Below are 13,882 nucleotides of genomic sequence, written 5' to 3'. Positions count from 1 at the left end.
CCGCTTTGACTCATATGAAGGATACACAGCGTGACCCAAGATAAAACCGCCTCCGCAGCTCCCCTCTCCCTGTGTGAACAAGGCAAGAGCTCGTTCTCTCGCGAAGAGCTGCTCGCTTGCAGCCGTGGCGAACTGTTCGGTGAAGGCAACAGCCAGTTGCCCGCCCCCAACATGTTGATGATGGATCGCATCGTCACTATCAACGACAACGGCGGCGAGCACGGCAAGGGTGAAATCGTGGCAGAGCTCGACATCACGCCGGACCTCTGGTTCTTCGATTGCCACTTCCCGGGTGATCCCGTCATGCCGGGCTGTCTGGGTCTGGATGCCATGTGGCAACTGGTTGGCTTCTTCCTTGGCTGGAAAGGTGGCCCCGGCAAAGGCCGCGCCCTGGGCGTGGGTGAAGTGAAATTTACTGGCCAGATCCTGCCGACCGCCAAGAAGGTCAGCTACAAGATCACCTTCAAGCGTGTCATCAACCGCAAGCTGGTAATGGGCATTGCCGATGGCGTGGTCGAGGTGGATGGTCGTCCCATCTACAGCGCCACCGATCTGAAAGTGGGTCTGTTCAAGGACACCACCAGCTTCTGATATCGCCGCCTTGCGCGCACGATACGCAATGCAAAGGGGCCTGTCGGGCCCCTTTCCTGTCTTTGAATGGTGATGAAGTCACTACTTCATGAAGAGTCCTGAACTCCGTCCTTCCATGGCATCACGCCACCCTCCCAGCCAATGGCCACGAGCGTCCAGACACTGATACGGACAAGATTCGCTATTTTTACCGACAACGCCTGCCTGATAACCGCGAGCGCGAGCTCTTTCCAGACGGTCCCGTTTTTGTCTCTTCATATTCTACAACCCTCTTCGTTGAACGAAAAAAGCGACCAATTTTTCATCGGTCGCTTTCATCATTAACGCAAGGGTAAAGGCAGGTCAAACAAAAATTCCGATGCTAATCAGGCCATGTGACACAAGACACTGAACTCCATTAAATTTTTATGACTCACTTTTTTAGCCTCGACGACGTAGCCAGGCAAAGGGCAGACCCAACAGAGTCAACCAGAACAGGCTGCCACCACCACCGCCCTCGTCACCATCCTGACCAGTCTGGTTGACGACCGGAGGATTGGAGACAACGCGATTCGCCGGTACACCTTCGTAGTTGGTGCTATCCGGGCTCATCTTGATGCTGACTACGCTCGCATTGATGCGGTTATTCAGATCGCTCTCATTGGCGTAACGGAAAGCCGTCGCCGCTATGGTGCCATCGGGGCTGATGCCGCTGGCATAAGCGATATGGTAATAGACACCATTCTGGCTGCAGCTCTTGCTGCCGGCATCATTCAGACCACAGATGAGATCGTTCAGGTACCAGTTGTTGCCATTGGCGGCGCTCAGCAGGAAGGCCTCCTGCATGCGGTTGGTACCGCCGGTCACCGGCTGGGTCTGATGGCGGGAGTCACGCCAGCCAACCACCATGTTGTGATCGTTGATGGCGGCCGCTTCCGAGTTGGCACCGTTGATCGGCTTGTCCTTGAGGGGCACGCTGGCGTTGCTGCTCGGGCTGTTCAGGTTGAAGACAAACATCTCGGTCGGGCGGTTCTGGCCCTTGTTGGTGCCAAAGCGCTGGTTACCGATGACGTAGCCATTGGCGTTGACGCCGCTCGCCCAGCTGCCGCGCAGGCTGGCATCGCTGTCATCAGGCTTGCCCTCTGACAAGGGGATGGCGGTGGTGGCGCCAGTACTCTTGCTGGCCAGATCCAATGTCCAGTAAGTGGCCAGATCCAGGCTGTGCTCCGACACTTCCTCGTCGGTGGCAGAGTAGCCCACGGCAACCCAGCTGCCATCCTTGAGCTTGACGGCCTGAGCGGCAGAGGCGGTCTGCACCATGTTGCTGTCATTGTCGTAATAGCTGCCCGGCTGGAACAGGCTCACGGCACCATTGTCCACCAGCCAGAAGGCGGCCTGGGTGTCGGTACCGGGGCAATAACGGTAGTCACCGAAGTTGTCGTCATCACCGTTGAAGCAATCTTTGTATTCGTCGGTGTCGACCTTGCGGTTTTTGCCGGTGGCCGCAGTGCCGGTGATCAGATACTGGCTGCCACTGACCTGCGCCACACTGGTGGCACTGCTCAGCACGTTGGTGCTGTTGACCTTGTAGTTACCTTCCAGAGCCACCTGATTGCCGCTATCGATAACGGCAAAGGCGGTGCGGCTATTGGCCAAGTTGTTGACCGCATTCTTGCTCGCCTTGTAGCCGACGTAGGTGCCGCTCTCCGGGCCCATGGCCACGGCAAGGCCATCGGTCTCGCTGCCAGAAACCCCTATGCTGTCGCGCTGGGAGGTGGCATCGAGGAAATCACGGCGCCAATCAAAGCCAAAGTTCGCGTTGTCTTCCCAGAAGGCGTCACAGACATCCCCAGAGAGGATGCAATCCTGCTCGAAGCGGAATCTGTCCACCAGGAAGTCGGAGAAGGGAGTGGTCGAGAAGAAGTTTCCCGCATCATTCTTCGACTTCACCGCCAGCACACTGTTGTCCGCGCTGATCCCGGTCGCATAGCCCTGCCCCACTTCCGTTATCTTGAAGAAGGGGTTCTGTGCCGCCTGCGCATTGAGGCTGGCGCCGACCAGTACGGCCAGTATGGATAATTGCTTTTTCATCTACGTCCTTAGTCCTGATGTTTCAACGCTTCCAACTCCTCCCAACGGGAGAAGGCCTGATCCAGTGCTGCTTCAGCAGCACTCAGGGCATTTAGCTTCTGCTGTGTCTGCTCGGCACTGAGCGAGAAGAAGCCGGGCTCATTGACTTCGCCCTGCAATGTATCAAGTTCGGCTTCAAGTTGCTCCAGTTTTGCTGGCAACTCATCAAGCTCCAACTGCACCTTGTAGGAGAGCTTGCGGGCCTTCTTGACGGGCTCGCTCGCCACTGCGACCGTCTCTGTCACCTGCGCTGCTTTACTCGCCGCCTTGGCAGGCTGCGCCGCTTGCAGGGCACGGGTATCCATCATGTCGGCATAACCGCCCACATAATCGCTGATGCGGCCATCCCCTTCAAACAACCAGCAACCGGTGACCGTATTGTCGATGAAACGACGATCATGGCTGACCAGCAGCAGGGTGCCGGGATAGTCCGCCAGCAGCTCCTCCAGCAATTCCAGCGTTTCGACATCCAGATCGTTGGTTGGTTCATCCAGAATCAACAAGTTACTGGGCTTGAGGAACAGTTTGGCCAACAGTAGACGGTTTTTCTCACCCCCTGACAAGGCCTTGACCGGGGTACGGGCCCGCTTGGGTTCAAACAAGAAGTCCTGCAGGTAGCCCAGAATATGGCGGGAGCGGCCACGCACCATCACTTCCTGCTTGCCCTCCCCCACGTTGTCCATCACCGTCTGCTCGGGATCGAGCTGATCGCGATACTGGTCAAAATAGGCCACTTCCAGCTTGGTGCCGCCCTTGACCACGCCGCGGCTGGGCTCGAGTTGACCGAGCAGCAGCTTGATAAGGGTCGACTTGCCACAACCGTTGGGGCCCACCAGGGCAATCTTGTCGCCACGCAGCACTTGCAAGTCCAACCCCTGGAACAGGGTGCGATCGCCAAAGTCCAAGCCAAGCCCTTCGGTCTCGAACACCAGCTTGCCGGAGCGATTGACGTCGTCCATCTGCAGCTTGGCCTTGCCCTGCAGCTCGCGGCGCTGACTGCGCTCCATGCGCATGGCTTCGAGGGCGCGAACCCGGCCTTCGTTACGGGTACGGCGGGCCTTGATGCCCTGACGGACCCACACCTCTTCCTGGGCCAGCTTGCGATCGAACTCGGCGTTCTTCAGCTCCTCGACCCGCAGCCACTCCTCTTTCCCGAGCAGATACTGGTCGTAGTTGCCGGGCCAGGAGGTGATCTCGCCGCGATCGAGATCGATGATCCGGGTCGCCAGCTTGTGGATGAACTCCCGATCGTGAGAGATGAACACGATGGCGCCACGGAAATCTTTCAGGAACTCTTCCAGCCAGTTGATGGCCTCGATGTCCAGGTGGTTGGTCGGCTCATCGAGCAGCAGCAGATCCGGATCGCAGGCCAGGGCGCGGGCCAGGGCCACTTTACGCAGCCAGCCGCCGGAGAGGCTGTCCAGGGTCGCGTCGGGGTCGAGGTTGAGCAGGGTCAGCACCTGGCTGATGCGGGTCTCGAACTGCCAGCCATTCTGGTAATCGAGCTGCTCTTGCAACTCGCTCATGATGCGAATGTTGGCGTCGGAGGGATCGTGGGCCAACTCCATGGAGATATGGTGATACTGCTTGAGGATCTCGCCGACCCCGGCCAGCCCTTCGGCGGTGTAATCGAACACCGTCAGATCGCTGGAGGCGGGGGGATCCTGCTCGAGGCGGGTCACCTTCAACTCCTGCTGCTGCACCATGCGGCCGTCATCGAGGGGCAATTCGCCGGCGATGACCTTCATCAGGGTGGACTTGCCCGCCCCGTTGCGGCCCACCAGACAGAGACGCTCACCGCGCTCTATGCTCAGTTCGGCATTGTCGAGCAGCGGGAAATCACTGAACGACAGACAAGCGCCGTGCAATGTTAATAAAGCCATGTCTTTTCCTTAATTCTTCATGAAAAAGCGGGACAGACCCGGTCTGCCCCACTCTCAATATCACAGGTACACAATAGTGATCCGTTTACGCCTTCACCCAGTCGTCAAGCTCGGTCAGGGTGAAGGGCCAGCCAAGCTCTCGGCCGGCCTCATCTCGCAGCACCGGGATGCGCACCCGGTAAGCGGCCAACCAGTCGGCATCCTCCATGATGTCGCACTGGCGGGTTTGCGCGGCCAATCCCGCCTCCTCCACCAGCTGCCAGGCCTGCTCGCACAGATGACAACCGTCGGTATGAAACAGGGTCAGCATCAGCCGGCATCTACCGGTGTGTCGGCGTGGGTGATCAACCAGCAGTTGTGGATGTGCACGTTGCGTTCGAAATCTTTTGGCCGGGTCTTGCTGGTGATGTTCTGCGCCTTGAGGCCCGCGGCTTCCAGACCGGCCAGATCCATCTTGAAGTGACGCTTGTTGTTGGAGAACACCAGGGTGCCGTCCGCCGCCAGCAGACGCTTGAGGTGTTGCAACAGCAGCAGGTGATCGCGCTGCACGTCGAAGCTCTCGTCCATCCGCTTGGAGTTGGAGAAGGTGGGCGGATCGATGAAGATGAGATCGTATTGTCCATCGGCCTCGGAGAGCCATTTCAGGCAGTCGGCCTGCACGAACTTGTGTTGACGACCGACCTGGGAGTTCAGACGCATGTTGTCCTGCGCCCAATCCAGATAGGTGTAAGACATGTCGACCGTGGTGGTCTCGCTAGCCCCCCCCAGCGCCGCGTGCACGGTGGCACTGCCGGTATAGGCGAACAGGTTCAGGAAGCGCTTGCCCTGGGCCATCTGGCCCAACATGCGGCGGGTCTGACGGTGATCCAGGAACAGGCCGGTATCCAGGTAGTCATAGAGGTTGACCCAGAGGCGGGCACCGTACTCCTGCACTTCCATCCGGTGCTGCTCGGTAGAGAGCTTCTGATACTGCTGCTTACCCTCCTGACGCTCGCGCACCTTGAGGATCACCTTCTCGCCGTCCATGCCGGTCACCTTGATGGCGGCCTGCACCATGTCGAGCAGACGCTGACGGGTCTTCTGGGCGGGGATGTCCTTGGGCGCGGCATACTCCTGCACCACCAGGTAATCCTGATAGCGGTCGATGGCAGCGTTGTATTCCGGCAAGTCCGCATCGTAGATGCGGTAGCAGTCGATGCCCTCTTTACTGGCCCACTTCTCCAGGGTCTTGAGGTTCTTGCGCAGGCGGTTGGCGAAATCCTGGGCCACCTCTTTCTGGGAGGCCACGGAGTCCAGGGCAATCTGGTAGTTGCGCAGCTGACACTCCAGCGCACCGTTGAACAGGCGATACTGCTTGTCGGCCCGCAGGCGCAGACAGCTCAGCAGCTCCGGCGAGGCAGACAGAATGGAGACGCGCCAGCCCTGGAAGCTGCGACGCAGGGCATCGCCCAGCGCCTGGTGCACTTCGAGCAGGGCCGGGAATTCACCCAGACGCTCGCCATAGGGCGGGTTGGAGATGAGCATGCCCACCTGACGGGCCTCGCCTTCTACCGCTGGCATCGGCAGCGGGTTCTCCAACGCGGTCACGTCGGCCTGCTTGAAGGTGATGAAATGATCCACCCCGGCCGCCTTGGCGTTGTCGCGGGCCTTCATCAATACGCGAGGATCGGCGTCACAACCAAACAACTTGACCTCGCAGCGCTGCATGCCGCGCTTGGCACGCACCTGGGCTTCCATCATCAGGCTCTGCCACAGCTCGGCATCGTGTTGCAGCCAGCGATCGAAACCAAACCGCTCGCGGCGCAGGGCCGGCGCCATGTCGGCGGCGACGAAGGCCGCTTCGATAAGCAGGGTGCCGGAGCCGCACATGGGGTCCATCATCGGCTCACCGGCCCAACCGCTGCGGGCTATCATGGCCATGGCCAGGTTCTCTTTGAGCGGCGCCTCGCCGGTGCCCTGGCGATAGAAACGCTGGTGCAGGGCCGGGCCCGACAAGTCCAGGGTGATATTGGCCTTGCCCTTGCCCAGGTGCGCCATGATGCGAATATCCGGCGACTTCTTGTCGATGTCCGGGCGCACATGGCCGCGCTTGGTGAAGCGATCGACGATGGCATCCTTGATCTTCAGCGCGCCATATTGGGTATTGCGGATGGCGGGGTTGGTACCGGTAAAGTCCACCGCTATGGTGGCGGTACCGGGGAAGTGCTCTTCCCAGGCAATGGTGTGGGCGCCCAGATAGAGATCCAGATCGTCATTCATCTGGAATTCGGAGAGCACCAGCACGATGCGGGAGGCAAAGCGGCTCCACAGGCAGGCCTTGTAGCCAATGACCAGTTCGCCTTTGAAATGGACGCCGGCCACGGTCTCACGGACCTGCTCTGCGCCCAGGGTGGTCAGCTCATCGGCCAACAGGTTTTCCAGCCCCTTGGGGCAGGTTGCAAAGAATTCTTTCATCACGCTCACGGGGATGCCATAAAAAGTGCCGTATTATACCTCATTCACGGCCAGCTTGGCGCCCCGATCATCGCCCCCTCCCCCTCAATTCATCACCAATCGCCCAGAAGTGCAGCAACGGCGACCGTCATATGCTCCGAAGCATCATCCGGAGCGCTCACTCAAGGGGGATGGAACCGTTCAGCGCGAGGGGGGATGGGGGCTATCGGGTGGCTGTTGCACCAAGAGAGCGAGTCATTGAGCAGGAAGCGGCAATGGGGGGATGTTAATCAACTGACCTGGCGCAGCGCCGGCGCGGCTTGATGGTAGTGACCGAAGCGATTGTTCATCACCTTGATCACCGCAAAGCGGGGCATCAGCTTGTTGCCGCTGAGCATCAGCTCCCCGGTGAGATTGAGGCAGACACTGGCCTGCTCCCCGGCCTCGATCACCATGAAGGTGCCTTGACCATCCTGGGTATGCATGATGACCAGTTCCCCTTGTTGCGGCGCCATCAGTTGGCCCAGTTCAATAAAGAACCAGCTTTGGGGCATCAGGGGTTTATAGAAGCGGTGCACAGCGATGGCATTTAATACCAGCTGCACCTGTTGAGGGATGCTCCAATTGAGATCGGCTGCATGATCCATCAGCTGGTAATAGAGGGACGCATCTTCGACACAAAAAGCTTGAGTAGCAAATGAGGCGGGCACCAACTGACGACCTTGATATTCTGTCGCGAATACCATGTCATCGCTCAGCTCCAACATCAGGCGGTCGGACTTCGCATCATAATGCCATTGCCATTGATCATTTGGTTGGAGAAACATGAGGCGCCCTTCCTTGCTACTGTAATTCGACTTTATTATATGTCGATAATTTCAGCAACGTTAATTCGGGGCGCCCTTATATTAAATTGACTAAATGCGTCAGATATTGGTCACGATCTCTTTGACCAAGGCCGGTCCTTTATAAATAAAGCCGCTATATATCTGAACCAGCGTAGCCCCCGCCTGCAGCTTCTCGCGGGCGGCCAGGGCACTGTCCACTCCTCCGACACCGATAATAGGCAAGGCACCTTTTAATTCCTGTGCCAATAGACGGATAACCTCGGTGCTCTTGTGTTGCAAGGGACGACCACTCAATCCACCCATTTCACCAGCATGGGGCATGTCATAGATCATGTCACGGGCTAGCGTGGTATTAGTGGCGATGACCCCATCGATCCCATTTTTAATCAAGGATCCTGCAACTTGCTTAATTTCATCCAGACTAAGATCCGGTGCAATCTTGACCGCCACAGGGACATACTTCTTATATTGTGCCGCCAGGAGCTGCTGACGTTCCTTGAGGGCTGCCAGTAGATCATCCAGCGCCTCCCCATACTGCAATTGACGCAGGCCAGGTGTATTGGGAGATGAAATATTGACCGCAATATAACCGGCATGATCATAAACCTTGTCCATGCAGATCAGGTAATCATCCTTGCCATTCTCAATGGGCGTATCTTTATTTTTGCCGATATTAATACCGATCACCCCCTGGTATTTCGCGGCCTTGACCCGCTCGACCAGGTGATCAACCCCCAGGTTATTGAAGCCCATACGGTTGATGATCCCCTCTGCCGGTACTACCCGAAACAGCCTGGGCTTGTCATTGCCACTCTGGGGCTTGGGGGTCACAGTCCCCACCTCGATGAAGCCGAACCCCATGGCGCCAAAGGCATCTATGCACTCGCCATCTTTATCGAGCCCCGCGGCCAGGCCCACCGGGTTGGCAAAATTAAGCCCCATACAGGTGACGGGGCGCGTTGGCAGGGATTGACGGAAGAAGATATCGAGGGGCGTGCCATGAAGGCGGGAGAGCTGTTTGAGAGAGAGTTCGTGAGCCTTTTCCGGATCGAGCTTGAACAACAAATGCCTGGCGAGGGGGTAAAACATCTTTGCTCCTTAAAAAAAGCCCCGGCAACTGGCCGGGGCTTTCATGGTTATGCCGATGCTCGGCAATTCAACTGGAGCAGGTTCAACTCCCGCAAGGCCACCGAGAACTTGGCGAACTCGTGAGTACTGGTGGTCTTGAAGTCGGCCAACATATGGGTCCAACGGGACAAGAGTTGCTCATGCTCCGCAATCCAGTTGGCCAGTATGGTATCGCATTCTCCCTGATCTTTGCACCCTTCCAATACCACTGAGGTGAGACTGCGTTGCTGCCAGTCCAGATCCTCGCGGAAGGAGGCCCGCGCCATCGCCTGCCAGTGGTTGCCCACCGGCTGATGGTTGACCTGCTCCAGGAACCAGTGCAGATCCAGCTTGGCACCGAGCCGGTAGTACACATTGGCCACCCGCAGTATGTCGCTGTGCTGATCCGCCGCAATCTGAGCCAGATCCAGCGAAGAGAAGAGGCTGCTCATGTGGGCGACCTGACGGGCGATATGCTCAGGCACCTGTTTGGCCACCAGGGTTTCGACGGCCTGGCGATGCTCGGCCACTTCGCTCTCCTCCATCACCTCGTAGAGGTGCTCGCCCAGGGTCTCGAAGGCGGGACGGAAGAAGGCGATGTTGTCGCTGATGCTCCAGCTGCGGTTGCGGGCACGCAGGAACCAGCGGGTGGCGCGGCGCACGATGCGGCGACTGGCAAACATCAACTCGAGCTGAGTCTCGGCACTCACCTGGTTATCCAGGGATTCGATGTCCCGCCACAGGGGGTCGAAACCGAACACTTCGCGGGCCATGGCGAAGCAGGCGGCCACTTCGGCCACCGAGGCGCCGGTCTCATCCTTCATCCGGGTCGCAAAGTTGAGCCCCATGTCGTTGACCAGCATGTTGGCCACGCGGGTGGCGATGATCTCGCCGCGCAGCGGATGCTGAGCCAGGGCCTCGCCGAAGCGCTGCTGCAACTGCTCGGGGAAGCTGGTGACCAGCATGCGGGCCAGGAAGGGCTCATCGGTGATCTCGGGGCAGTTGAGCTGCTCCTTGAGCACCATCTTGCCGTAAGCCACCAGCACCGCCAATTCGGGGCGGGTCAGCCCCTGCCCTGCCGCCATCCGCTCGGACAACTCCTCATCCGATGGCAGGAACTCCAGCGCCCTGTCCAGCTTGCCTTCACGCTCCAGCCCCTGGATGAAACGCTGCTGCTCTTTGAGCTGATCCGCCGCGCGGTAACTGGTAACCGAGATGGACTGGGATTGGCGATAGGCGTTGGTCAGCACGATATCGGCCACCGCATCCGTCATCTCGTAGAGCATCTGGTTGCGCTGCTTGAGGGTCAGATCCCCTGCCGCCACCAGCTGGTTGAGCAGTATCTTGATGTTGACCTCGTTGTCGGAGCAATCTACCCCGCCCACGTTGTCGGTAAAATCGGTGTTGATGTGGCCGCCCTGGCTGGCGTATTCGATACGGCCCAGCTGCGTGAAGCCCAGGTTACCGCCCTCACCGACGATACGGGCACGCAGGTCGCGACCATTGACGCGCAGGGCATCGTTGCTGCGATCGCCCACCTCGCCATCGCTCTCTTTGTGGCTCTTGACGTAGGTGCCGATGCCGCCGTTCCAGAGCAAGTCCACGTTCAGGCAGAGCAGTGCCTTGATCAGCTCGTTTGGCGCCATGCTGGCCTTGTCGGTGCCAAGCAGGGTCTGAATTTGCGGACTCAGCTTGATGGACTTGGCCGAGCGCAGGAAGATGCCGCCCCCTACGGAGATAAGCTCACGGTTGTAGTCGTCCCAGCTCGAACCCGGCAGCTCGAACAGACGCTTGCGCTCGGCGAAGGTGCTGGCCGTATCCGGGGTCGGGTCGATGAAGATGTGCATGTGGTTGAAGGCGCCCACCAACTGGGTGTGCTCGGAGAGCAGCATGCCGTTGCCAAACACGTCACCGGCCATGTCGCCTATGCCCACGCAGCTGAAGTCGGTGGTCTGGCAGTTGATCTCAAGCTCACGGAAGTGGCGCTTGACCGACTCCCAGGCGCCCCGCGCCGTGATGCCCATCTTCTTGTGGTCATAACCGACCGAACCGCCGGAGGCGAAGGCATCGCCGAGCCAGTGACCATATTCATGGCTGATCTCGTTGGCGATGTCGGAGAAGGTGGCGGTGCCCTTGTCGGCCGCGACCACCAGGTAGTAATCATCCTCGTCGTGGCGTACCACCTGTTTGGGCGGGATCACCTCCCCCTGGAGGATGTTGTCGGTGACATCGAGCAGGCCGCGGATAAACAGGCGATAGCAGGCCTTGCCCTCTTCCTGAATGACGGCGCGGGCGGCACCCACCGGCATCTGCTTGCAGTAGAAGCCCCCCTTGGCGCCGACTGGCACTATGACGGTATTCTTCACCTGCTGCGCCTTGACCAGACCCAGCACCTCGGTGCGGAAATCTTCCTTGCGATCGGACCAGCGCAGCCCGCCCCGGGCCACCTTGCCCCAGCGCAGATGCACCCCTTCTACCCGTGGCGAGTAGACGAAGATCTCGAACTTGGGCAGAGGCTGTGGCATGTCGCTGATACCGGACGGCGCCAGCTTGAAGGAGATATAGGGCTTGATGTTGCCTTGCGCGTCCGGCTGGTAATAGTTGGTGCGCAGGGTCGCCTCTATCATCTCCATGTAGCGGCGGATGATGCGGTCATCGTCCAGGTTCGCCACCAGATCCAGCTTGGCCGTCAGGGTGTCGTGTAGCGTCTGCAGCGCCGCGCCATCCTGGTTCAGTGCAGGATCTAGGCGAGCCTCGAACAGGGAGAACAGCAGCTGGGCCAGCTCGGGATAACGGGTCAGGGTCTCTTCGATATAGGACTGGCTGAAGGAGACGCCGGTCTGGCGCATGTACTTGGCATAGGCGCGCAGCACCGAGACCTGACGGCCGGTGAGGTTGGCGCCCAGCACCAGGCGGTTGAAACCATCATCTTCCAGGGCCTTGTTCCAGACGCTGGCGAAGGCCTGCTGGAAGCGCTGCTGGCTCTTGGCCAGGCTGAAAGGCTGATCGCCACGCAGCAGCATGGAGAAGTCGAGGATCCAGAACACTTCACCATTCGGGGTCTTGACCTCATAGGGAGTCTCGCCGATGACCCTCAGCCCCATGTTTTCCAGCATGGGCAAGACATCGGACAAGTGGATCGGCTCGGTACGGTGGAACAGCTTGAGGCGCACCCGGCGATCGTTCTCCTCTTCCTGAGCACGGTAGAACAGCATGCCAAGGGGCTCGGCTTCGCTCAGGTTCTCCAGGGCGATGATGTCGGCCACGGCGGAGCCCGGCAGCACATCTTCTTTATAAGCACGGGGGAAGGCATCGTTGAAGCGGCGGCTCAGTTCATTGCCCTGGGCCTCGCCATAGTGGGCAAGCAGCACCGAATCCAGGCGATCGTCCCAGCTGCGGGCGGCTTCAATCAGGTTGTTCTGCACTTGGTTCACGTCCACATCCACGTTGTTATTGTTCACTCGAACTATGTAATGGGTCCGGGCCAGCACGCCTTCGGAGAAGTAGACATTGAACTCCACCTCTTCGTTGCTGCCGAAATGCTGTTGCAGGATCTGCTGGGTCTTGACTCGCAGCGCCGTGTTGTAGCGCTCCTTGGTGACATAGACCATGCAGGAGAAGAAGCGGCCATAGACGTCACGGCGCACGAACAGGCGCAGCATGTCGCGCTCCTGCATGGCCAACACCCCGAGACCGGTGGCGAGCAGCTCCTCTTCCCGGGCCTGGATCAGCTCATCACGGGGATAGGTTTCCAGCACATTGAGCAATGCCTTGTAGGCGTGGGAACCCTTCTCATGGCCAGAGGCCACCATGATGCGCTCGAGGCGATGGCTGATGAGGGGGATCTGGGTGGCGCTGGTGTTGTAGATGGAGGAGGCGTAGAGACCGATGAAGCGATCTTCGCCTATCACCTTGCCATGTTCATCGAAGCGTTTGATGCCGATGTAATCCACGTAGGCCGGGCGATGCACCCGGGACTTGCTGTTGGACTTGGTCAGGATCAGCAGATGATTGGAGAGGGCCGCATGACGGGCACTGGCGGGCATGGTGCCCAGACGCTGGCCCTCGTCCTTGATGGAGTTCTTCATCAGGCCAAGGCTCGAATCGGGCTGGGGCAGGATCTCGTGATCCCCCTCTATCGCCTTGACGTCATAACGGCGGTAACCCATCAGGGTGAAGTTGTGGGCAGCAACCCATTTGAGGAAGGAAACCGTGGACTCCACCTCTTCCTTGCTCACCGGACTGTTGCGTTTTGGCAGATCCTCGATGATCTCGTTGAGGCGCGCCAGCATGGGCTGCCAGTCACCTACCGCCAACGCCACTTCCCCCGCGACCGAATCGAGTTCGGCGGCCAGGGCGGCCATCTGTTCATCCGAGGTCAGGTGATCTATCTCGATGAGGAAGGCGGTCTCGGCCGATGTCTGCTGCGCCGTCTGATCCAGATCCAGAATGGCCTCTATCTTGCCATCCTTGCTGCGAATGAGGTGCAGAGGTTGATGCAGCATCATGTGCGCCGTGATGTTGAGACGCTTGAGGGTCATGCGGATGGAGTCCACCAGGAAGGGGGAGTCCTGCAAGATGACTTCGACTATGGTGTGCGGTGACTGCCAGCCATGACGGGTCAGCTCCGGGTTGTAGACCCGGATATAGGGCGCCGTGCTGTCCCGCTGGTTGAGGGCATTCCACAGGCTCAAGGCGGCGCCATACAGATCGCTGTCATTGCGATCATGCAGGTCATCGCTCGCCATGTTGCCGTAGAACTTGGCAACGAAGCGCTCGACCAGGGAGGCACTCTTCTGAGGCAGTTTTTGATGGATCAGGTTGAGAACGTTTTCGAGCAGAACTGAGGTAGGGGCGTCTTTCAATGCCATTGCTATATTCCTTATCGGACCGACATCACCGACAGAGACA

9 protein-coding genes are annotated in these 13,882 nt (G+C 59.1%); 1 reads left to right on the top strand and 8 read right to left on the bottom strand.

The window, feature by feature from the left end:
- The first annotated feature begins 30 nt into the window (after positions 1-30).
- Positions 31-591: a 3-hydroxyacyl-[acyl-carrier-protein] dehydratase FabA gene (gene fabA / locus BN1130_RS12930; RefSeq protein WP_042042463.1), complete on the top strand. Its 561-nt coding sequence runs from the start codon at positions 31-33 to the stop codon at positions 589-591.
- A gap of 81 nt (positions 592-672) precedes the next feature.
- On the opposite strand, the gene rmf is transcribed toward fabA, so the two are convergent.
- The 8 genes from rmf to BN1130_RS12895 form a co-directional block, all read right to left on the bottom strand.
- Positions 673-849, bottom strand: a complete 177-nt coding sequence (gene rmf / locus BN1130_RS21725; RefSeq protein WP_005905568.1) for a ribosome modulation factor — start codon at positions 847-849, stop codon at positions 673-675.
- 162 nt (positions 850-1,011) lie between these two features.
- The gene (locus BN1130_RS12925; protein ID WP_042042461.1) at positions 1,012-2,661 is read right to left on the bottom strand and encodes a DUF3466 family protein; all 1,650 of its coding nucleotides are present in this window, start codon (positions 2,659-2,661) and stop codon (positions 1,012-1,014) included.
- Between the two features lie 8 nt (positions 2,662-2,669).
- Positions 2,670-4,583, bottom strand: a complete 1,914-nt coding sequence (gene uup / locus BN1130_RS12920) for an ATP-binding cassette ATPase Uup (RefSeq protein WP_042042460.1) — start codon at positions 4,581-4,583, stop codon at positions 2,670-2,672.
- Between the two features lie 85 nt (positions 4,584-4,668).
- Positions 4,669-4,893: a glutaredoxin family protein gene (locus BN1130_RS12915; RefSeq protein ID WP_042042459.1), complete on the bottom strand. Its 225-nt coding sequence runs from the start codon at positions 4,891-4,893 to the stop codon at positions 4,669-4,671.
- On the bottom strand, positions 4,893-7,037 hold the full coding sequence (gene rlmKL, locus BN1130_RS12910; protein ID WP_042042458.1) for a bifunctional 23S rRNA (guanine(2069)-N(7))-methyltransferase RlmK/23S rRNA (guanine(2445)-N(2))-methyltransferase RlmL: 2,145 nt from the start codon (positions 7,035-7,037) through the stop codon (positions 4,893-4,895). Before rlmKL ends, BN1130_RS12915 begins: the two co-directional genes overlap by 1 nt.
- Positions 7,038-7,306: 269 nt before the next feature.
- On the bottom strand, positions 7,307-7,843 hold the full coding sequence (locus BN1130_RS12905; RefSeq protein ID WP_042042457.1) for a cell division protein ZapC: 537 nt from the start codon (positions 7,841-7,843) through the stop codon (positions 7,307-7,309).
- A gap of 99 nt (positions 7,844-7,942) precedes the next feature.
- Complete coding sequence (gene pyrD, locus BN1130_RS12900; RefSeq protein ID WP_042042455.1) at positions 7,943-8,953, bottom strand: quinone-dependent dihydroorotate dehydrogenase; 1,011 nt, start codon at positions 8,951-8,953, stop codon at positions 7,943-7,945.
- A gap of 47 nt (positions 8,954-9,000) precedes the next feature.
- Positions 9,001-13,842: an NAD-glutamate dehydrogenase gene (locus tag BN1130_RS12895; RefSeq protein ID WP_042042454.1), complete on the bottom strand. Its 4,842-nt coding sequence runs from the start codon at positions 13,840-13,842 to the stop codon at positions 9,001-9,003.
- Between the last annotated feature and the right edge of the window lie 40 nt (positions 13,843-13,882).

This window comes from Aeromonas rivuli, from assembly GCF_000820045.1.
GTDB lineage: Bacteria > Pseudomonadota > Gammaproteobacteria > Enterobacterales > Aeromonadaceae > Aeromonas > Aeromonas rivuli.
The sequence above is the reverse complement of the archived record's forward strand: the minus strand, read 5'-3'. Positions and strand labels throughout refer to the sequence as shown.

Excerpts from the sequence above, each read along its gene's own strand:
- rmf (WP_005905568.1), bottom strand. The coding sequence starts at position 849 with ATGAAGAGACAAAAACGGGACCGTCTGGAAAGAGCTCGCGCTCGCGGT.
- BN1130_RS12925 (WP_042042461.1), bottom strand. The coding sequence starts at position 2,661 with ATGAAAAAGCAATTATCCATACTGGCCGTACTGGTCGGCGCCAGCCTC.
- uup (WP_042042460.1), bottom strand. The coding sequence starts at position 4,583 with ATGGCTTTATTAACATTGCACGGCGCTTGTCTGTCGTTCAGTGATTTC.
- BN1130_RS12915 (WP_042042459.1), bottom strand. The coding sequence starts at position 4,893 with ATGCTGACCCTGTTTCATACCGACGGTTGTCATCTGTGCGAGCAGGCC.
- rlmKL (WP_042042458.1), bottom strand. The coding sequence starts at position 7,037 with ATGAAAGAATTCTTTGCAACCTGCCCCAAGGGGCTGGAAAACCTGTTG.
- BN1130_RS12905 (WP_042042457.1), bottom strand. The coding sequence starts at position 7,843 with ATGTTTCTCCAACCAAATGATCAATGGCAATGGCATTATGATGCGAAG.
- pyrD (WP_042042455.1), bottom strand. The coding sequence starts at position 8,953 with ATGTTTTACCCCCTCGCCAGGCATTTGTTGTTCAAGCTCGATCCGGAA.
- BN1130_RS12895 (WP_042042454.1), bottom strand. The coding sequence starts at position 13,842 with ATGGCATTGAAAGACGCCCCTACCTCAGTTCTGCTCGAAAACGTTCTC.